Genomic DNA, 20,222 nt, shown 5'->3' on the forward strand with positions numbered 1-20,222 from the left:
CATAAAGTTAAAACTGAATTTTGGGCTTCCAGAGGGTATGTATGGGGCAATTAGGTCATGAATATTGTGTTCATAATGGATTCAATAGGTCTCATGCAGGGAAATATGTTTATTCACTTGCTACGTTTATATCTTGGATATTGATTTACTTTTTACTGAAGTTCTTGGGTGGATTGTCTCCTTATTGGAATGTCATCATTTCTAGTGCTATCACTGCTTTATTATTTCTTACTTTTTATTTTCTATTTGATAAATGGATATGGAAAACAGGTTTATTTTTCAAGATTCTGAAATATCCTGATATTTCGGGAGAATGGTCATGTAAAGGTATCTCTGATTACCAAGAAGAAAATTCTGAAATGATTAAGCACAATAGAGAGTGGATTGGAAAAGTAACAATTTTACAAAGTTGGGATAAAGTAAGAATCAGATTAGAAACAGAATTTTCCACATCTGACAGTATTTCTGCTGCAATTATTTATGACGAAATTGAAGAATACAAAGTTCTTTATAGTTATGAAAACAAACCAAAAGATTTAGATCATGAAGAGTTACGTATCCATCGAGGATTTGTAGAGCTGACACTTCATAAAGACAATAAAAGTGCCAGTGCTAAATATTATAATGTTACTGGTCGAAGAACCATGGGAACAATGTTATGGGAAAAATTAGATAACTAATGGATAAGAGCCAATGGTTTCGTCATATAGGTAACCCAAATCTTTACGTATTTCCGTAACGAGTTTATCTAAGGCAATGCTCATTGTTGTGAGAGAGGTTTCTTTCTGATAACTATCAAATATTTTTCTGGTCATATCAGGTGTATATAAGCTATTTCTATAGTTTGGGTTATGATACAGATAATCAAAAAATCTTTTTGTTTCAAGAACTATTGCTAAAGCATTTGTTCTACCTTTCTTTAAATTTTCTAGATTGGAATGATACATAATAGAGGCTAGATCAAAACTACTTAAGTAAATTACTTTGCCCTCTTCAACTAAATCGGCTTTTATTGTTTTACAAAGGCGGATAGATTTTTTCAATCCTCCATCAGCATAGTATTTACATTTGTAATCTATATAAAAAATATGCTTGAAAGGTAAGTTCATCAATGTAGTAGGAGTTTTATTATCTAGAATATTGACTCCTCTTAAATAAAGGTGCTTTTGTTGTTGGTACTCATATGTTTCTACCCAATGAGAGGGTACAACATCTACATCCCGAGGAAGTGATCCACCTGTTAAAGTTATAGATTTAGCACCAGTAGTATCAATTGTTACGGCAGGATATGCTTGTCTTAATTCATAAGTGCACGCGTTCCTGAGTTCTCTTAATATTTTTATATCATCATGACGTAAAGTACCTAAATAACCCTCTGTACGATAATGTGATTTGTTAAGTACAAGTAAATCAACATCACTTACACCTTTGATATGAATATTTAGGGGAACTGACCCTTGTAATCTGTATTCTGTGACAATGTTATGATTATTTAGTAGCCTAGGCTCTAATTGTTTTTCAATTCTTTTAGCAGTTTCAATACTGATTTCTGTGTAACGTTTACTAACTTCTTGCATTGCTCCTACTGCATAACGGATAGATGGTTTGTCTGATACAATCTGCCATTTTTCTATTGTACGTTTTAATTCATCAAACTCATTAAATGAAGTTACGCCTGCTGTTACACTATCAAAAGCATTGTATGTAAGGTCAGTACCTTTTCGTCTTTTCTCTAATCTGTTCAATCTTTTATAAAAATCAATTTCAGACATTGTGAAACTCAAAAAATAGTAGTTATGGTTAAAATAATTATGAACCGTACCGGGTTTGTCGGAGACTTTTTTATTTAAGTTAGGCCACCTGACCTAACGGGTTAATCTTATCATAGTACATTGCTTCAAACTCAAAAGGCGATACATAACCCAGTGCACTGTGTACACGCTTTTTATTGAACCAATCTACCCAGTTTAGTGTCGCAAGTTGTACATCTGCTAAACCTTGCCAATCTGCTTTTAGATATTCAATCACCTCTGTTTTGTATAAGCCATTCACCGTTTCAGCCAAAGCATTATCGTATGAATCACCAGTCGTACCGACTGATGCTCGTAAATTTGCAGCTTCTAAACGATTGGTATAGCGAATGGAAAGATATTGCACACCTCTGTCGGAATGATGAATCACATTCTTTGGCATGCCTCGATCGTGCAATGCTTGCTCAAGTGCATCGAGTACCATATCTGTATTCATCCGTGTAGATACTTTCCATCCAACAATTGCTCGTGAGAACACATCAATAACAAATGCGGTATATACCCAGCCTGAATGAGTTTGAATATAGGTAAAGTCACCCACCCATAGTTGGTTTGGATGATCAGCATTAAAATTACGTTTCACTAAATCATCTGCCCGTTTTTGGTCATCTCGGCTACGGGTGGTTTGTTTGTTCTTACCACGCCAAACACCTTGTATACCTAGCTTTTGCATTAATCGAGCAACTGTACAGCGCGCAATAACATAACCCTCACGTTTTAATTTTTGCCAGACTTTACGTACACCATATCGACCTGAACTTTCCTTCCAAATTCGTTTAATTTGTTCAGCATGATGCTCATCATGTAGATCTCGTTTCGCTCGATGTTCTGGATTGTCAGCGAGATCTAAAGTCCGGTAATAGGTTGAAGCTGCAATCGGTAAAATTCTACAAATCGCTTCAACACCATATCGATCTTTATTGTTATGGATAAAATCCACCATTATTTGTGTGGGCGGTCGAGCTCCGCCTGGGCGAAAAAAGCGGCTGCTTTACGTAGAATTTCATTGGCACGCTTTAATTCTTTAATTTCACGTTCCATTTGCCTCATTTTTTCTTGATCAGATATCTGTTGTACTTTAATAGGATTTTGCTGATCTAAATGCTTTTGATGCCAGGCACGAAGTGTTTCAGGAGTACAACCAATCTTAGGCGCAATTGCTGTGATTGCAGCCCAAGTAGAAGGATAATCTTTTTCAGATTCAATCAATAATTGAACCGCTCTTTCTCTGATTTCAGGGGTATATTTTAATTTTGTCATCGGGGTAGTCTCTCAGAATATTGACTCTCCGACAAACCCGGTACGGTTCATTATACCTTAATAATTATTTTAAGGTTTTAATAAATAAGGTTTTATTGTCATAAATGCTCAAATTTAAGATGAGAAGTAAGATAATTTTTAAGTATAAAGTTTGAGAATGTTTGTAGTCTTTTGTAGTGCATCCAATAATCAAATAAATAATTGTGAAACCATGAAAACACATATCACATTTATATTTATATAAAAATATTATTTGTGATTGGAGGTGATTTTTTTAATTCTATTGATTATTGTGACTCACTACGGAGTTAATTGTATTTAAGTATTTGTTTTTAATTGTTTTATTTTTTAATTATTTTTATTTGATTAGGTGTTGACCTTACCATAATTGGAAAGAATAGAGTTACTACATCAAGGGTAATGATGTACCTGATAGGAAAGAATAACTTCCGAGCTTATTACCCATTATTTTTTCATAATTGTAGTAAGAGGATAACTCCATGAAACGCTTTGTTCCAATGTTAATGATCGGTGCGATTGTATTTAGTGCGGGGTGTTCCTCTTCTGACGCTCCAAAGGATAATTCAATGAGTGAGAATAAACATGAAAGCCATTCAATGCACCATGATATGAATGGTTCAGCTAAAACAGATAATCCATCTACAAATGCCTATATGGAAGTAAATACTCGTATGCACAGCGGAATGGGTATTGATTTCACGGGAAATGCAGATACTGACTTTATGTTGGGTATGATTCCTCACCATCAGGGTGCGGTTGATATGGCAAAAGTAGTTCTTCAATACGGCTCTGATCCAAAAGTGCGTCAGCTTGCTGAAGATGTTATCTCTGCCCAGGAGTCAGAAATCAAGATGATGAATGAATGGTTGGCAAAAAATAAAAATCATTCTGACAGCAAAAATGAAGATAGCCCATCAACTCAAGCATACATTAAGGTCAATGATGAAATGCACGCAGATATGATGGTTCCATTTACAGGAAATGCTGATGTTGATTTCATGAGAGGCATGATTCCCCATCATCAAGGTGCAATTGATATGGCTAAAGTAGTTCTTCAATACGGTTCTGATCCAGAAGTGCGTCAGCTTGCTGAAGATGTTATCTCTGCCCAGGAATCAGAAATCAAGATGATGAATGAATGGTTAAGTAAACATAAGTAGATACTTCTCTATTCGATGTTCTTTTAAATGAGGGGCTTTTTAAAGCCCCTTGTTTTATCTATAAATTTGATGAATTGAGGATTATGTTATATGCCAAAAATTATAGTTCTTCCGCATGAAAAGATTTGTCCACAGGGTGCGGAACTTGAAATTGAAAGTGGAAGTAATTTATGTCGAAGTTTATTGGATCATGGCATTCCCATAGAACATGCCTGCGATTTATCAGGTGCATGTACAACATGTCATGTTGTCGTGAAAAAAGGGTTTGATAGTCTGGAAGAAATGGATGATGTAGAGGCTGACTTACTGGATCGTGCTTGGGGGCTTACGGCTGAATCAAGACTATCTTGTCAGGTTAAAGTCCAAGATGAAAACTTGGAAGTAGAAATCCCCAAATACACGGTAAACTATATTTCAGATCATCATGAATAAGTGTTTCTAGTTTGTTTTTAAGACATTTACTTTTGAAACTTGATTAAGTATTCTTGGTACAGATAAAAGGTGAATCTGGTCAGTATGTCAAATAATAAGTTCATAAAACTTATTCTTGTATTTGTCCTGTTTTTGTTTTCAATAACAACTACGGGTGTTTATACATGGGCGCCTGTAATTGCTAAAAATTTAGACCATCACCATGATCTAAATATTTCTATTGTGTCTGGAGATATAAGTCACTGGACTCTAGTTCATCATGATAATCAAATTTCTCAGGAAGATACAAAAAATCATAATTGGAAAAGTTATGATCAATCTGCTTTACAACATTCAGTTAAGCCTATTACGATTCAAGAACATTTTGCTCTTGATCCTGTATTCTTCTTGAGCTTTGCCCTACCTCTTATACTACTTTTTCTTAGTTTTTTTGAAATACCTATTAGGTCTTTTGGATTTAGGAAAAGGCAATCTTTTATTAGTAACTCTTATACTTATACAAAAGCTTTAATCGTTTTACGTAATTGATTTTTCTATACAAAAAATAATTTTTCATTTTTTTTGTATAGGTAAAGTCATGTCTAAAATTTATCAGATATTTCTTACCTGTGGTTTGGTAGTCATGGCAGCACCTGCTTTTGCAGAGCAAGATTATGCCCGACTACAACAACAGGTATTAGCAAATGATGTAATTCTCAAGAGTTTGCAACAATCTCAGTCTGAACCGTACCGGGTTTGTCGGAGACTTTTTTATTTAAGTTAAGCCACCTGACCTAACGGGTTAATCTTATCATAGTACATTGCTTCAAACTCAAAAGGCGATACATAACCCAGTGCACTGTGTACACGCTTTTTATTGAACCAATCTACCCAGTTTAGTGTCGCAAGTTGTACATCTGCTAAACCTTGCCAATCTGCTTTTAAATATTCAATCACCTCTGTTTTGTATAAGCCATTCACCGTTTCAGCCAGAGCATTATCGTATGAATCACCCGTTGTACCGACTGATGCTCGTAAATTTGCTGCTTCTAAACGATTGGTATAGCGAATGGAAAGATATTGCACACCTCTGTCGGAATGATGAATCACATTCTTTGGCATGCCTCGATCATGCAATGCTTGCTCTAATGCATCAAGCACCATATCTGTATTCATCCGTGTAGATACTTTCCATCCAACAATTGCTCGTGAGAACACATCAATAACAAATGCGGTATATACCCAGCCTGAATGAGTTTGAATATACGTAAAGTCACCCACCCATAGTTGGTTTGGATGATCAGCATTAAAATTACGTTTCACTAAATCATCTGCCCGTTTTTGGTCATCTCGGTTACGGGTGGTTTGTTTATTCTTACCACGCCAAACACCTTGTATACCTAGCTTTTGCATCAATCGAGCAACTGTACAACGTGCAATAACATAACCCTCACGTTTCAATTTTTGCCAAACTTTACGTACACCATATCGACCTGAACTTTCTTTCCAAATTCGTTTAATTTGTTCAGCATGATACTCATCATGTAGATCTCGTTTCGCTCGATGTTCTGGATTGTCAGTGAGATCTAAAGTTCGGTAATAGGTTGAAGGTGCAATCGGTAAAATTCTACAAATCGCTTCAACACCATATCGATCTTTATTGTTATGGATAAAATCCACCATTATTTGTGTGGGCGGTCGAGCTCCGCCTGGGCGAAAAAAGCGGCTGCTTTGCGTAGAATTTCATTGGCACGTTTTAATTCTTTAATTTCACGTTCCATTTGCTTCATTTTTTCTTGGTCAGATATCTGTTGTACTTTGGCAGGATTTAGTTGATCCAGATGCTTTAAATACCAAACACGCAATGTTTCAGGAGTACAACCGATTTTAGGAGCAATAGCTGTGATTGCTGCCCAAGTAGAAGGATAATCTTTTTCAGATTCAATTAGTAATTGAACCGCTCTTTCTCTAATTTCGGGGGTATAGTTTGGTTTTGTCATCGGGATAGTCTCTCAGAATATTGACTCTCCGACAAACCCGGTACGGTTCAGTCTGCGTATGATATCAATCAACAATATGCTGGGCGATTGAACAATCCAACTTTTAATATGGAGCTGGATAATTTAGGAAATTCCAAGCTTAAAGAACTTGATGGCCCTACTACCATGATTGGGCTTTCTCAAGATATTCCCTTAAATAATAAGTTACAGTTACGTAAACAACTGGCAGGATTTCAGGGCAACAATAATCAGTTTGAGATTGTAAAACGTCAGGCAGAACTTAAATCAGAATTAAGGACTTGTCTGTCAAACTGGTATGTTGCAACCCAGCGTGCTGAAATTTTTTCAACTGAAAGTAGTTTGTATAAGCGACAAGTCAATGTACTCACTGAAAAGTTAAAATTCGGTCGAGTGATTCCCTCTGATGTCCAGTTAAGTTCGGCATTGTCAGCAGAATCAGCTTTACGTCATCAAAATGAGTTAAAGAGGATTCAATATCAGAGAAACCTCTGCTCTAAGTATCTTCCTGATTTGCCAAATCAAGCCATTGAAGTGCCTCTAGATATTAACTTTTCCAATCGTGTCAGTTTATTGGAACAGGAAAGTGTCTTAAAAACACAGTTGGCAAAAACACAACTTGAATTGGCAAAAAGAGAGGCCGTACCTGATATTACATTGGGTGTTGGTGTCCGAAATTATCAGGAAACCAGTGACAAGGTATTTTTAGTTTCCACCTCAATTCCCCTCGCTGTCTTCAATCGTAATAAAGGCAATATTGCCATTGCTCAAGCTACCCAAGCCAATGCAGAAACCCAATCTGTCTGGGCAAATCGTAACGCTAAAATTGAATTGGAAAATAAATCGGTTGAGATTTCAAACCTGATTGATGCAATCAAGCAATATGACAGCACGGTATTACCCGCAGCCAATGAAAGTTTACGTATTGCTGAACTGGGCTATCAGGCAGGCAAGACTTCCCTATTGGAATTTAATAGTAATAAGCAAATTTGGTTGGATAAACAGTTAGCCCGTTATGACCTGTGGTTGGCTTTGCAAAATCAAATTGCAGAGATTGAGAAAAACTACGTCACCAATTTAGAACAGGAATAGGGGGAACACAAACATGAATAAAACCACCAATACTTTAATTGCAACAGGTGTTGTTGCATTACTGATTATCCTGTGTGCGATTGCTTGGTATAAGACAGGTAATAAACCAAAGGCGAATTCAGGTGAAACGGTAGAGGAAAGCGTTGCAGTTGCAGGTGATGAAAAAGGCCAACATGGTGGACGTTTATATCGAGATGGCGATTTCTCTACGGAAGTTAAGATTTTTGAGGAAGGTGTTGAACCTCATTTACGTGTATATGGCTATTTCAAGGATAAGCCCTTAAAGCCTCAAGAACTGACTGCAAATATTTTCATCAAGCGTCTTGATGCGGAACAAAATATTAGCTTTGTACCTGAAAGTGACTATCTGATTGGAAATGAAGTGATTTATGAACCACATTCATTTTTGATGATGATCAATGTGGAATATCAAGGTAAAAAGCATACATGGAGGTGGGACACCAAAGAGGGTCGTACCAATATTCCTGATGCCAGTCTAAAAAGTAGTGGACTCGAAGTATTAACTGTTCAGCCTATGATGTTTGAAAATAGCTTACAGCTTAAAGGTGAACTTAAATTTCCAGACAATTTTGAGAGTTTTATTACCCCTAAAGCAAGTGGCACACTGGTTAAAACCTATCGTACGATTGGTGATAAGGTCAGTAAGGGTGACTTATTGGCAACCGTACAAAGTCAGGATGTGATTCGTCTAAATGCTGAACGTACTATCGCTCAGGATACCTTGCAGTTTACACGTAAAAAAATGGAGCAAGAACGGGCTTTATGGCAGAAACGTGTTTCCCCTGAAATTGACTATATTAATGCCGAACGTGAATTTGATAATGCCCATGTTCGTGTCAATGAGTTAAGTAACATCATTAACTCTTATGGTGGTTCTGGCAATGGAATGATTGAAGTACGTGCCGCGATGTCAGGCACAGTGCTGGAAATTCTAAGTGCCATTGGCACAAATGTTAACCCATCTACTCCGATGTTTAAAATTGCCAACACTTCACAACTTTTAGCAGTAGTGAATATTCCTGCTGATAAATTGAATGTGGTGAAAACAAGTAATAAAGTCACCATCCAATCACAGACAACAGCTTCGGAAGAAGCATTGGGGCGCATCAAATATATCAGTGATGTGATTGACCCTAAAACTCGTACTGCTCAAGCCTTTGTTGAAATTCCGAATCAGTTTAACTGGCGTTCAGGTCAGTTGATTTCAGCACAAATCTTTGAAAGTCAATCCATGAAACCGATGGTGGTGCGTGAAGATGCACTACAAACCTATCGTGACTGGGACGTGGTTTTTCTTCGTGTTGGTGATGACTTTGAAGTTCGTCCACTTGAGTTGGGTGAGAAATTCAATGGATTTGTTGAGGTCAAATCGGGTTTAAAAGTTGGACAAAAATATGCAGCAGGTAATTCTTATCTCATAAAAGCAGAGCTGGGTAAATCTGGCGCTTCTCATGACCATTAAAAGCAGGAGTAGCGAACATGTTTGACCAGATTGTAAAACTGTCAATCAAGAACCGTTGGTTCGTATTGATTGTATTTTTGTTTATTGGGGCATTTGGTGTCTATAACTATTTCAAACTGCCGATTGATGCAGTCCCTGATATTACAAATGTTCAGGTACAAATTAACAGCGAGGCTCAGGGACTCTCACCACTGGAAATGGAAACTCAGGTGACCTTTCCAATTGAAACAGCCCTAGCAGGTATCCCCAATCTTAACTATACCCGTTCGGTGTCAAGATATGGACTATCACAAGTCACTGTTATCTTTAAAGAAGGTACAGATATTTATTTTGCCCGCCAATTGGTGAATGAAAGGCTTCAGGGTATTGTACCAAGTCTGCCAAGTAGTATTTCCACTTCAATGGGACCTGTGTCTACAGGACTTGGCGAAATCTTTATGTATACCGTTGAGAATACACCCAATAATCCAAATCCAATGTCAGCTACGGATTTAAGGACATTGCAGGATTGGGTGATTAAGCCACAACTGCGAAATGTTGAGGGTGTCAATGAAATCAATACCATTGGTGGCTATGTAAAACAATTTGTGGTACGTCCTAATTATCCTTATTTGCGGAGTATCGGCTTAGACCAACAGGTAATTGTTGAAGCTATTTCAAAAAATAGCATGAACAAAGGTTCTGGTTATATTGAAAAAAATGGTGAGCAATATCTACTGCGTTCAGATTCACAAATCACATCAATTGAGCAAATCAAGAGTATTCCAATTACGACAAGTAATGGCTATATCCTGCGTTTAAATGATGTTGCAGAAGTATCTATCGGAAGTGAATTGCGTACAGGTGCAGCGACCAAGAATGGTCAGGAAATTGTATTGGGTACAGCATTCATGCTCATTGGAGAGAACTCTCGTAGTGTCGCCCATGCTGTAGATCAAAAATTACAGGAAGTCCAGAAGTCACTACCAGAAGGTGTGGAAGCGAAAGCTGTTTATAACCGTACTACACTGGTTGATGCAACAATTGAAACCGTTAAAAAGAATCTGTTAGAAGGTGCAATCCTTGTGATTGTGGTTCTATTTATCTTTCTTGGGCATTTCCGTGCCGCACTTATTACAGCAATGGTCATTCCATTATCCATGTTGATGACCATTACAGGCATGGTCAATCAGAAAATCAGTGCCAATCTAATGAGTCTTGGGGCATTGGACTTCGGGATTATCGTTGATGGTGCTGTGGTTATTGTCGAAGCATCTCTGGCAAAACTTGCTTTAAAACAGAAAGAGTTAGGGAGAGTACTAACTCGACAGGAACGATTTGCCACAGTATTTGATGCCACCAAAGAATCTAGAAAAGCCATTCTTTATGGTCAGCTTATCATTATTCTGGTTTATCTACCTGTGATGACGCTGACAGGTGTTGAAGGAAAAATGTTCACGCCAATGGCAGCAACAGTGGTGATGGCATTACTTGCAGCGATGATTCTCTCGATTACTTTTGTCCCTGCCATGATTGCATTAGTTACCACAGGCAAAGTAAAAGATGAAGAGTCCAAAATTGTTCATGGCATTAAAAAGTTTTATCACCCTGTTCTGGACTGGTCACTTAACCATCGACTGATACTGGTTGCTTGTGTAGCAGGTTTCTTTGTATTTACTGCCAGTTTGTCTACTCGTCTTGGTTCAGAGTTTATTCCATCGTTGGATGAGGGTGATGTGGCATTACACGCATTACGTATTCCTGGAACATCACTAAGCCAGGCAATCGAAATGCAATATGCACTTGAACGAGAAATCCAAAAGATACCAGAGGTGAAATCGATTTTTGCCAAAATTGGAACAGCCGAAATTGCAACAGATCCTATGCCACCTAATGTGGCAGATAACTATGTCGTGTTAAAGCTCCGTAGGGAGTGGCCGAATCCTAACAAGGAGAAAGCTGATGTCGTGGCAGAAATCGAACGAGTTTCAAAAGGTGTTTATGGCAATAACTACGAGTTCACCCAACCCATTCAGATGCGTTTTAATGAGTTGATTTCTGGTGTACGTACGGATGTTGCTGTAAAAATTTCAGGTGATGATTTGGAACAACTGTTGGAACTTGGCAATGAAGTCGCAGATATCCTTGAAACTGTTAATGGAACTGCCGATTTAAAAGTTGAACAAATGTCTGGTCTACAAATGGTTTCTATTGAACTTAAGCGGGACATGATTGCCAATTATGGTTTAGATGCTGAAGATGTTCAAAATAAAGTATCTAGTCTGATTACTGGGCAAACCGCAGGCAGAATGTTTGAGGGTGATAGAAAGTTCGATATTGTCGTTAGAATGGAAGAAAGTGCGGTCAGTAATCTGGAAAAACTCTATCAAATTCCAATGCGTTTGCCAGATGGGTCAAGTGTACTGTTGTCCGATTTGATTGAGTTAAAAACCATTCAAGGTCCAAACCAGATTTCTCGTGAAAATGGTAAACGCCGAATAGTCATCACTGCCAATGTACGTGGAACAGATATGGGTAGTTATATTGCTGAAGCTCAAGCCAAAGTAGATTCCCAATTCAAATTACCAGAAGGTTACTGGATGTCTTGGGGCGGTACATTTGAGCAGATGCAGTCTGCTACTAATCGTTTGATGATTATTGTACCTGTAGCACTATTATTAATCTTTACCATGATTTACATGGCATTAGGGAATATTCGTAATAGTTTATTGGTCTTTACTGGTGTGCCATTTGCATTAACTGGTGGTGTCATCGCTTTAGCATTAAGGGATATTCCACTTTCAATCTCTGCTGCTGTGGGCTTTATTGCCCTCTCAGGTGTGGCGGTATTAAATGGATTGGTCTTAGTCACCGCAATTCAACGCTTGCAAGCTCAAGGTCAAAGTTTGGTTGATGCGGTAAAGCATGGTGCTTTAGAAAGATTAAGACCTGTATTAATTACGGCTCTGGTTGCTTCTCTGGGATTTATTCCAATGGCGTTAAATGTCGGCATTGGTTCAGAGGTTCAACGCCCAATCGCAACTGTAGTTATTGGCGGGATTATTTCTTCCACATTACTTACATTGATTATTCTGCCTACCTTGTATGTCTGGTTCAATCAAAGAGCCAAGCGTAAAGCAGAAGTAGAAAATTTCTCTGAGCAACAGGTTTAGGGAAGAAATGAAATGATAGGCATGGTGCAAGATAAAAAGTTTAAAGGAACAATGATGTGGCTTGTCTGCATCCTTAGTCTTGCATTGTGCCTGCATTCTAATACACATGTAACTGAAATCAGTTCATTTCAGAACGCACCTTATGCAGAAACACATCCACATGAAGTGAATCAACCGCATATACATAGCCACCAAGATACTTATCATGAACATTTTGTTGGTTATGATGTTGGTCAAAATATTAGTTTTATTGTACTGATTTTCAATTCTCAAATTATTGACAGAATCAAACACTATACCCTTTTAGTGATGAGTCGCATTTTTAAACCGCCAAAAAATGAATGAATTATCAATTCATCATTTAATTTTTTGGAGTTTAATTTATATGACAAGTTCTTTCTTGCAGTGGGTGAAATCAAGAAGCCGCTTAAAACTGATAGTAGTATTAAGCCTATTCTTGTTTAGCCCAATGTTATTTGCGCATGGTGTTTCGGAAGGTGACAAAGGTTACATTCAGGAAATCTACGGTGTCCATATCATCCCATTTATCTATTTGGGAGCGAAACATATGCTCACGGGATACGACCACCTATTGTTTCTCGTTGGCATTATTTTCTTCCTATATCGAATAAAAGATATAGGCTTATATGTCAGCCTTTTTGCCATTGGTCACTCAATCACCATGCTGATTGGTGTGTACTACAACATCTCAATGAATGCCTACATTATTGATGCAATCATTGGTTTCTCTATTGTTTATAAAGCCTTAGATAATTTGGGTGCTTATCAAAGATGGTTTGGGTATCAACCCAATACCAAAATTGCAACCTTAATTTTTGGTCTGATACATGGTTTTGGTTTAGCCGTCAAAATTCAGGAATATGAAGTCCCTAAAGATGGCCTATTGGCAAATTTAATTTCATTTAATGTCGGTGTTGAACTCGGTCAGCTCATGGCACTGTGCATCATTTTGCTATTTATGACCATGTGGCGAAAAACCCCTTACTTCTTTAAAACAGCTTATCAAAGTAATGTCTTTTTGATGTTTCTTGGTTTTTTATTGGTCGGCTATCAGCTTACTGGCTTTATCACACAATAAGGATTGAATTATGTACAACACTGAAATTCCAAAAAATATTCAACTTCCATCTTCCAAAAAGTTGATTAAATCAACAGTAATTGCAGCCATAAGTGCGGTAGTTGTATTAGTGACATGTGTGATGCCCGCTGAATATGGTATCGACCCAACAGGTATAGGAAAAGCCATTGGTTTGGTTGAGATGGGAGAAATTAAACAGTCTTTAGCCAAAGAAGCTGAACAGGGATTGGGCGAAAACACTGGCGGTTTTGCAGAAGAGTTTGATATTTCTGGACAAGATACTAGTGTTTCAGAGGCAACCCAAGCTCTAGGACAAACAGAAGCAAATACAAAGGTTTCAAATGAAAGTGAACCAGCCAAAATGATACCTGCTGTGACCAAAGAATCTATTTCGATTGACCTCAAGGCTGGTCAGGCAACAGAAGTGAAACTGGCAATGCCTAAAGGTGCAAGTGTTAATTTCGACTGGAAAACATCAGGTGGTGGTTTGAATTTTGATACACATGGAGACCCAGTGAATGCCCCGAAAGATTTTTATCATGGTTATGGCAAAGGTCGAAATGAAACTCAGCAATCAGGGACTTTAACGGCTGCATTTGACGGTAAACATGGTTGGTTCTGGCGAAACCGTAACAAAGAATCTGTCACAGTAACTTTAACAGTTGAAGGACAGTTTAGTGAAATAAAACGGATTTTTTAATCTATTTAAGGACATTTAAGGGCAATGCTCTTAAGTGTCCTATGGATAAAGCAGGTGAACTAGGAGAGCCGATAAAATGTTTACAGTATTAAAAAACACAACATATAGACATCTATTTCTTGCACAAGTGATTGCATTAATTGGTACTGGCTTAATTACGATTGCATTGGCTTTACTTGCGTATGATATGGCTGGCGAAAAAGCGGCACAGGTTCTCGGTATTGCACTGGCAATTAAAATGATTGCTTATATTGCCGTCGCACCTGTTGCCTCAGCTTTTGCAGAACGTTTACCCCGAAAAAAGGTTTTGGTTGGATTAGATATTATTCGGGCATTAACAGCACTTTGCTTACCATTTGTAACCCAAATCTGGCAGATTTACCTGTTAATTTTTATTTTACAATCCGCATCAGCAGCATTTACCCCTACATTTCAGGCAACGATTCCAGATGTATTGCCTGATGAAAAAGATTATACCAACGCCTTATCATTGTCCCGTCTAGCTTATGATTTAGAAAATATAATTAGCCCGATGTTAGCAGGGCTGTTATTGACAGTTATTAGTTATAACAATTTATTCTTAGGTACAGTCATTGGCTTCATTGGTTCAGCATTATTTGTTGTCAGTGCAAAACTACCTGTAGCAAAAATTCCTGAATTTAAAGGTATATATAGTCGAATCAAACAGGGGGCAAAAATATATTTTAATACTCCACGATTGAAAGCCTTACTTGCATTAAATCTAGCCATTGCTTCGGCAAGTGCTGTAGTTATTGTCAATACAGTGGTACTGGTTCAATCAACCTTTAAACTGACAGAACATGCAACAACTTGGGCGTTTGGTCTATTTGGTCTTGGTTCTATGCTTTCAGCATTTATATTGCCTAAAGTTCTTGATAAATTTAATGATAGAACCGTGATGTTAACAGGTACAACCATACTGACCATTGGCTTGTTCTCTGGCTATTTTATTCATTCCTATGCTTGGTTATTGGCATTGTGGTTTATTTTAGGTGTGGGCTATTCAGTGGCTCAAACACCAACAGGGCGATTAATTCGTAAATCAGCATCCAGTGAAAATAGAACAGCTTTATTTGCAGCACAATTTGCGTTTTCTCATGCGTGCTGGTTGATTACTTATCCATTAGTTGGGTGGTTGAGTACCAATGTGGGAACATTACAGACTTTTATACCTATGGCAGTAATTGCCGTTATTTCACTCATACTTGCGATGCGTGTATGGTCAGCTCAGGACGAAATGTATTTGGCTCATAATCATGATGATTTACCACCAGAACATGAGCATTTGCAACAACATCTGGTCAATGGAATCCATATTCATGAATATGTAATTGATGATTACCACCAGAAATGGCCAAAATAACTACTTTTTACTTAATTAAATTTTAGTAAGACTTGACCTTACAATTATGGCAAGGTTTATATTAAATAAATCTTGAATAATAGTGGAGATAAATATGGAATTTCATGTTGAAGGTATGACCTGTGGCGGTTGTGCCCGTGGTGTCACCAGAGCAATTCAAGCAGTTGATGCTAATGCAAAGGTAATTACTGATCCTCCAAATCGCAGTGTGAAAGTTGAAACAACTGCAACTCAGCAACAAGTGGTTGAGGCTTTAACAGAGGCTGGTTTTCCTCCTCGCTAAGAGTGAACAAAATAATAAAGCGACTCAAAGTAGTCGCTTTTTATTTCCAATAAAAAGCTAAAACTTAAGTATTTTTGGGAAGTTGAATTAACACCACCCCTCCAAGAATCAAAACTAATGCCAATAATTCAATTACTCCTATACTTTCTCCAATCATAGCGCCAATGATAACAGCCACAATTGGGGCAATATATGTAGCCCCAGCAGCTTTTACTGGTCCAAGCTTTTGAATGATGTAGTAATAAATGAAGAAAGCACCTCCCGTTCCCAACATCCCTAGGCCAATAATCACCCCCCATAGTGTATGGATGTCCGATGTAATCGCAGTAATATGGTCAAAGTCTGTTAGAAGCAACAATGTAAGTGTTGCGATGCCTGACTGCCATGTTGCTAATGCCACTGGAGGTAAGTTTAAGGGAGAAAGAAAATATCGGGCATAAACAAAAGAACATCCAACACTGAGTGTTCCAACAATCATCCATACGATACCCATCAAAGGGATCTCCTGTGTGCTTTCCCATGGTCTGGCACTTAAGATGATGCCTAGGAATCCTAGTATAATTCCAAGGGTCATCCGCTTTGTAGGTTGTTCCTCACGAAGAAATATGATGGAAGCCAAGAACGTAAAAATGGGAATAGAGCCACTAAGCAGTCCAGCGATACTGGTGGGAAGAAGAGCTGTTCCAGCGACAAACCCATAATAATAGAGTGTCGTTGCCAATACTGACATCACGGTGAAATGAGGGAGATAACGTAATTGCTGGCGATTGATTGCCCTTGTATAAATAGCAATCACTAAAAGAGGAAGAAATCCAAATAGGACTCGCAGGAATACGGTTTGTGAGGGGGAAATAAGGATAGTGGCCCATTTCATATAGATAAAATTTGTTCCCCAAATGATTCCAAGTAGAACTAGTGCGACATAAGCGCGAAGCATCTTATCTGTATCCTATTGAGTCAGTTTAGGGGTTAATCCAATGGCTATTCATCAAATTTCCATCGTTGTCATAAGTGAAATATGCACGCTGGTTGTTTTGGTGCTGCAATTGAAACCAGTCTAAAATCTCAATCTGGACAGAAATAACACCAAAACATGAATATCCATCTTGTCTTTCATCACTGTCTGTTTCTAGAAGTGAGTGGCAACCAGTGGTAAAAGCACACTCATCTCCTGGTGGTCCACCCGTATAGGTTCTCTGTGTCCATATACTCAATGATTGCCATGCCTGTTGAGCAACTTCAGTACCAGAAGCATGAAGTGTGGCAATACCTTTTAGGCGAAGCTGCAAACGCGTCTTTGAGCAAAACCCCAGAATGGTCGTAGATGGGTTTGCCAAGAGTTCATTCCATTTTGGACTGCGAATATCGGTATGGATCTCAAGAATACGTTTTAATTGATTTACATGTCTTAGCACGACCATTCTGGCCTGTGGCGTATCCTCTTTATCTACCGAGCATAGATTGATATAGCGGAAACCTGATTCAGGGGTGATAGTTGCCAATTCAAGTTCTTTCCAGGCCAAAGTATTAATTTGAATAAGATCATTTGCCATAACAGACACCTCAGTCAGGATAATTTTCCAGTCCTATACTTTATTTTCTAAAGGAAGACTCAGCATAAAAATTGCTTTTATTAGGACATTATTTCAACTAGTTGAATGACTTGCACACGATTAATAAACGCATTAGAGTGTAGAAAAACTACTGTCTATTTGGTTCTATGTTATCTCGTCGGAAACTCCCATCTTTAAATGCTTTGCGTGCTTTTGAATCGGCAGGACGGAAGTTGAGTTTCCGTGCTGCTGCGGATGAACTGGGAGTTACCCAAGGTGCGATTGCTCAGCAGGTCCGGGCATTGGAGGAACATCTGGGGGTTACACTATTTCAGCGTCTTCCAAGAGGACTGGCTTTGACTCCAGAGGGAGCTAATTACTTGGTCAATATGACTCATGCCTTTGATATTTTTACAGAATAAACGGAATCGATTTTGGATCAACCTGATAGCGTAACCATTAGTGTAACTCCGACGATTGCTGCCAAGTTGTTGATCCCTCTTTTAGGTAAACTACATACATCATTGCCTGATATCAAGCTGCATACATTAGCTACTGAAGCTGTATCAGATTTTGATCGGGATCAGGTTGATATTGCTGTACGCCTTACTAAAAAGTCATTTCCAGAGAATTTGGAAGCGCAGTTATTGTTCCGTCAGGAACTGATTGTTGTGGCAAGTCCTTTTCTTGTCCAAGATTTAACTCTTCCTTTAAAGCCTGAACAATTAATATCAATGCCACTTCTACATGATGCTCACGATAACTGGCCCAAGTTCCTAAATACAAATGTTAAGTTATCTGGACTTGTTTTTAGTCAAACCACTCTGGCATTAGACGCTGCTTTGTCAGGGCAAGGCATTGCGTTAGCATGCCGAGCCTTTGTAGATGAAGAGATTAAATCAGGAAAACTGGTACAGGTTGTTTCGGAAATAATGACCATTGAACCAAGTTATTATCTTGTACGGAAAAAATCCTCACACTCTAATACTACTGTGAACAAGATTTGGCAGTGGTGTATAGAATATCTTGGTACTAATTAAAAAACTCTTTAAGTAATTGACTTATATATTCTTACTTTATTGGTTATATATGTGGTCATATAGACATAACCTCTTTTTCATTTGCAGGTGTTATTGGAGTTAATGTGGTCATCCTTTTATATCGACCAAGATGGTGTTTGTTATCTGCTTTGATTTTGTAAGTATAATTTTTCTTGGATTTAGTATTATTAATTACAGATAAATTTGGATTAGTGAATGTATGTCTTATAAAAACATCTTTCTTTATATTCTCTTTGAATACATTGTCGAGCTCTATAATTATATTCTGTTGGATAATAATCTCACTACTTCCCATAAAGGTGCTGATAGATAGTAGAGAGTCCCTAATCAAGGTAAAAGTACAAGAAAATTTATTATTGATCTGAACTGCTTTTATTGCCTTGGCAGTTTCAAAAACATCGCGGTATTCTTCAATACTAAACGTAATGTCACTTTTGAATGGTAATTCGATATGAAGAACATTACAAATGAGTCTGCAATAATAAGTATATGATAGTAAAGGTAATAGTCTGGAAAAATAAGTTTTTCCAATTGAGGTGCTTGAAGAGAATACTTCTAAACCATCTATATATATGATTGCTTTGAATTCTTTACTATTTGACAATGATTTATAAAATTTAAAAATTTGATCAAAGTAAGGTAATTTAGATAAGTTTTTGTTATCCCATAACTGGAAGTTTAAATCCAGATTAAAACCATCCTTTATAGGTTGTCCAGAATATGGAATTTTATTGATTTTAAAACTTAGAAGATGATTATATTTCATGGAGGAAAAGGAAAAGGTTTCTTTTCCTAATATCAATTCATCTTCAAAACTCATAAGCGTTTCACCCTCTTCATCCTGTATCTCAACAATGGCAGTTCTTTTATTATTGGGCTCAATAATCAGGATGCCATCCTTTAGGTTCTGGGGAAATATTGAGTCTAGCCCTAATGAGTTGGTGGTTACCTTGGCAATATCACATGAGAGAGTTTGGCCATGATCTATTAAGTCCGAAAATTTTTCATTATATTCAGATGGATCAATAGGAATAAAGTTGATGATAACAGGATCATCTGTATCTTCTTTAACATTGATCTCAAAGTGGTTAGAACCATTGATAAAAGAGTATTCCACATCTAGCCGTGGGTCTAATTTATGAATATATGATTTTACAGCTCTTGCTACTTCTGAGATGGAAGTCTGCATTCGATCAGATAGGTTTACTCCTATACCTTGTAATAAGGTACGATGAACTTTGTAGTCTGCCTCATTCTGCGTATAAAGCCTTGAGTTTGAATTAATTTTTATTCTATGTTCTGCTTCTTTCTTCCAATGGTGCAATAAAGGGGCTGGATAAGCCTCTGGTTCCCTATCTATTTTTATAGAGCAATGTGCACAAAGCCAAATTGCATTATTGATGTCTTTTCTTTCTTCAGTTGTCATCTCTGCCTTATAGCGAGGACCACCGATAGATGCAGCACAAATATGTGCTGCTACACCTGTATCAATTACTTTTGTTGGATCAGTCGCTTGAGGCTCCACTGTTAGAACATAGCATTCAGGGTTTGAACAACAGTTTGATACTCTGCGACGTAGTGCATCAATTGTTCTTTGGGTGAAATTATCTCTTGTTCTTTTTGACATATATATTCATAAATGTAGTTAATTAATTAGATTTTGAAGAACTGATATTAGAAGTCAATAAGCTATATTGATTTATAAGAATTTTTATAGGTATGGCATAGGAGGTT

General features: G+C 37.6%; 17 protein-coding genes, 2 pseudogenes and 2 other annotated features. Of the genes and pseudogenes, 13 read left to right on the plus strand and 6 right to left on the minus strand.

From position 1 onward, the window contains the following. Positions 1-41: 41 nt before the first annotated feature. Positions 42-680, plus strand: coding sequence for a Cap15 family cyclic dinucleotide receptor domain-containing protein (locus QLH32_RS18430; protein ID WP_000530048.1), 639 nt, complete (start codon positions 42-44; stop codon positions 678-680). On the opposite strand, the gene QLH32_RS18435 is transcribed toward QLH32_RS18430, so the two are convergent. Both QLH32_RS18435 and QLH32_RS18440 read right to left on the minus strand, forming a co-directional pair. Then, complete coding sequence (locus QLH32_RS18435) at positions 669-1,772, minus strand: nucleotidyltransferase family protein (protein WP_001289337.1); 1,104 nt, start codon at positions 1,770-1,772, stop codon at positions 669-671. The two genes, QLH32_RS18430 and QLH32_RS18435, sit on opposite strands and share 12 nt — an antisense overlap. Positions 1,773-1,851: 79 nt before the next feature. After that, positions 1,852-3,071 (minus strand): IS3 family transposase gene (locus QLH32_RS18440; protein ID WP_283269435.1). Its coding sequence is split into 2 segments (ribosomal slippage): positions 1,852-2,795 and positions 2,795-3,071, totalling 1,221 coding nucleotides; the frame shifts between segments, so codons are not numbered across the junction. Next, positions 2,680-2,796 (minus strand) — a sequence feature (AL1L pseudoknot). It overlaps the preceding gene by 117 nt. Before the next feature lie 500 nt (positions 3,072-3,571). On the opposite strand from QLH32_RS18440, the gene copM reads away from it, so the two are divergent. From copM to QLH32_RS18455, 3 genes are all read left to right on the plus strand, one after another. Further along, on the plus strand, positions 3,572-4,252 hold the full coding sequence (gene copM / locus QLH32_RS18445) for a CopM family metallochaperone (protein WP_023188004.1): 681 nt from the start codon (positions 3,572-3,574) through the stop codon (positions 4,250-4,252). A gap of 90 nt (positions 4,253-4,342) precedes the next feature. Next, positions 4,343-4,684 carry an ISC system 2Fe-2S type ferredoxin gene (gene fdx, locus QLH32_RS18450; protein WP_023188003.1) on the plus strand — a complete coding sequence of 114 codons (342 nt, stop codon included), beginning with the start codon at positions 4,343-4,345 and terminating at the stop codon, positions 4,682-4,684. A gap of 84 nt (positions 4,685-4,768) precedes the next feature. Further along, on the plus strand, positions 4,769-5,212 hold the full coding sequence (locus QLH32_RS18455) for a hypothetical protein (protein WP_023188002.1): 444 nt from the start codon (positions 4,769-4,771) through the stop codon (positions 5,210-5,212). A 231-nt stretch (positions 5,213-5,443) separates the two neighbouring features. Here QLH32_RS18455 and QLH32_RS18460 read toward each other — a convergent pair. Continuing rightward, positions 5,444-6,663, minus strand: a protein-coding gene (locus QLH32_RS18460) for an IS3-like element ISAba19 family transposase (RefSeq protein ID WP_087486619.1) whose coding sequence is annotated in 2 segments (ribosomal slippage) — positions 5,444-6,387 and positions 6,387-6,663 — 1,221 coding nt in all. Because the reading frame shifts where the segments join, the coding sequence is not laid out codon by codon here. Further along, positions 6,272-6,388 (minus strand) — a sequence feature (AL1L pseudoknot). (Overlaps the previous gene by 117 nt.) 48 nt (positions 6,664-6,711) lie before the next feature. Here QLH32_RS18460 and QLH32_RS18465 point away from each other — a divergent pair. The 8 genes and pseudogenes from QLH32_RS18465 to QLH32_RS18500 all read left to right on the plus strand — a co-directional run. After that, a pseudogene (locus QLH32_RS18465) lies at positions 6,712-7,773 on the plus strand (TolC family protein); the annotation flags it as partial. A gap of 13 nt (positions 7,774-7,786) precedes the next feature. Beyond that, the gene (locus tag QLH32_RS18470; protein WP_023188000.1) at positions 7,787-9,256 is read left to right on the plus strand and encodes an efflux RND transporter periplasmic adaptor subunit; all 1,470 of its coding nucleotides are present in this window, start codon (positions 7,787-7,789) and stop codon (positions 9,254-9,256) included. A gap of 17 nt (positions 9,257-9,273) precedes the next feature. After that, on the plus strand, positions 9,274-12,408 hold the full coding sequence (locus QLH32_RS18475) for an efflux RND transporter permease subunit (protein WP_023187999.1): 3,135 nt from the start codon (positions 9,274-9,276) through the stop codon (positions 12,406-12,408). Between the two features lie 12 nt (positions 12,409-12,420). After that, a complete protein-coding gene (locus QLH32_RS18480) occupies positions 12,421-12,753 on the plus strand; it encodes a hypothetical protein (protein WP_023187998.1) in 333 nt (110 codons plus the stop codon). A 40-nt stretch (positions 12,754-12,793) separates the two neighbouring features. After that, complete coding sequence (locus QLH32_RS18485) at positions 12,794-13,507, plus strand: HupE/UreJ family protein (RefSeq protein ID WP_023270952.1); 714 nt, start codon at positions 12,794-12,796, stop codon at positions 13,505-13,507. A gap of 10 nt (positions 13,508-13,517) precedes the next feature. Then, entirely contained in the window at positions 13,518-14,207 is a 690-nt protein-coding gene (locus tag QLH32_RS18490) for a hypothetical protein (RefSeq protein WP_023187996.1), read from the plus strand. A gap of 76 nt (positions 14,208-14,283) precedes the next feature. Further along, on the plus strand, positions 14,284-15,591 hold the full coding sequence (locus QLH32_RS18495) for an MFS transporter (protein WP_023187995.1): 1,308 nt from the start codon (positions 14,284-14,286) through the stop codon (positions 15,589-15,591). Between the two features lie 94 nt (positions 15,592-15,685). Beyond that, complete coding sequence (locus QLH32_RS18500; RefSeq protein ID WP_023187994.1) at positions 15,686-15,874, plus strand: heavy-metal-associated domain-containing protein; 189 nt, start codon at positions 15,686-15,688, stop codon at positions 15,872-15,874. Positions 15,875-15,938: 64 nt separating this feature from the next. Here QLH32_RS18500 and QLH32_RS18505 read toward each other — a convergent pair whose 3' ends face one another. Together QLH32_RS18505 and QLH32_RS18510 are read right to left on the minus strand one after the other, a co-directional pair. Next, positions 15,939-16,811 (minus strand): DMT family transporter, encoded by an 873-nt coding sequence (locus QLH32_RS18505; RefSeq protein WP_023187993.1) that lies wholly within the window; start codon positions 16,809-16,811, stop codon positions 15,939-15,941. A gap of 25 nt (positions 16,812-16,836) precedes the next feature. After that, positions 16,837-17,427, minus strand: coding sequence for a PNPOx family protein (locus QLH32_RS18510; RefSeq protein WP_023187992.1), 591 nt, complete (start codon positions 17,425-17,427; stop codon positions 16,837-16,839). 167 nt (positions 17,428-17,594) lie between these two features. On the opposite strand from QLH32_RS18510, the pseudogene QLH32_RS18515 reads away from it, so the two are divergent. Next, positions 17,595-18,467, plus strand: a pseudogene (locus tag QLH32_RS18515) (LysR substrate-binding domain-containing protein). A gap of 55 nt (positions 18,468-18,522) precedes the next feature. Here QLH32_RS18515 and QLH32_RS18520 read toward each other — a convergent pair. Next, the gene (locus QLH32_RS18520; protein ID WP_023187991.1) at positions 18,523-20,115 is read right to left on the minus strand and encodes a hypothetical protein; all 1,593 of its coding nucleotides are present in this window, start codon (positions 20,113-20,115) and stop codon (positions 18,523-18,525) included. Positions 20,116-20,222: the final 107 nt, after the last annotated feature.

The sequence above is a fragment of the Acinetobacter corruptisaponis genome, from assembly GCF_030053775.1.
Taxonomy (GTDB): Bacteria; Pseudomonadota; Gammaproteobacteria; order Pseudomonadales; family Moraxellaceae; genus Acinetobacter; species Acinetobacter corruptisaponis.

Excerpts from the sequence above, each read along its gene's own strand:
- fdx (WP_023188003.1), top strand. The coding sequence starts at position 4,343 with ATGCCAAAAATTATAGTTCTTCCGCATGAAAAGATTTGTCCACAGGGT.
- QLH32_RS18470 (WP_023188000.1), top strand. The coding sequence starts at position 7,787 with ATGAATAAAACCACCAATACTTTAATTGCAACAGGTGTTGTTGCATTA.
- QLH32_RS18485 (WP_023270952.1), top strand. The coding sequence starts at position 12,794 with ATGACAAGTTCTTTCTTGCAGTGGGTGAAATCAAGAAGCCGCTTAAAA.
- QLH32_RS18495 (WP_023187995.1), top strand. The coding sequence starts at position 14,284 with ATGTTTACAGTATTAAAAAACACAACATATAGACATCTATTTCTTGCA.
- QLH32_RS18505 (WP_023187993.1), bottom strand. The coding sequence starts at position 16,811 with ATGCTTCGCGCTTATGTCGCACTAGTTCTACTTGGAATCATTTGGGGA.
- QLH32_RS18430 (WP_000530048.1), top strand. The coding sequence starts at position 42 with ATGGGGCAATTAGGTCATGAATATTGTGTTCATAATGGATTCAATAGG.
- QLH32_RS18480 (WP_023187998.1), top strand. The coding sequence starts at position 12,421 with ATGATAGGCATGGTGCAAGATAAAAAGTTTAAAGGAACAATGATGTGG.
- QLH32_RS18475 (WP_023187999.1), top strand. The coding sequence starts at position 9,274 with ATGTTTGACCAGATTGTAAAACTGTCAATCAAGAACCGTTGGTTCGTA.
- copM (WP_023188004.1), top strand. The coding sequence starts at position 3,572 with ATGAAACGCTTTGTTCCAATGTTAATGATCGGTGCGATTGTATTTAGT.
- QLH32_RS18490 (WP_023187996.1), top strand. The coding sequence starts at position 13,518 with ATGTACAACACTGAAATTCCAAAAAATATTCAACTTCCATCTTCCAAA.
- QLH32_RS18455 (WP_023188002.1), top strand. The coding sequence starts at position 4,769 with ATGTCAAATAATAAGTTCATAAAACTTATTCTTGTATTTGTCCTGTTT.
- QLH32_RS18435 (WP_001289337.1), bottom strand. The coding sequence starts at position 1,772 with ATGTCTGAAATTGATTTTTATAAAAGATTGAACAGATTAGAGAAAAGA.
- QLH32_RS18510 (WP_023187992.1), bottom strand. The coding sequence starts at position 17,427 with ATGGCAAATGATCTTATTCAAATTAATACTTTGGCCTGGAAAGAACTT.
- QLH32_RS18520 (WP_023187991.1), bottom strand. The coding sequence starts at position 20,115 with ATGTCAAAAAGAACAAGAGATAATTTCACCCAAAGAACAATTGATGCA.
- QLH32_RS18500 (WP_023187994.1), top strand. The coding sequence starts at position 15,686 with ATGGAATTTCATGTTGAAGGTATGACCTGTGGCGGTTGTGCCCGTGGT.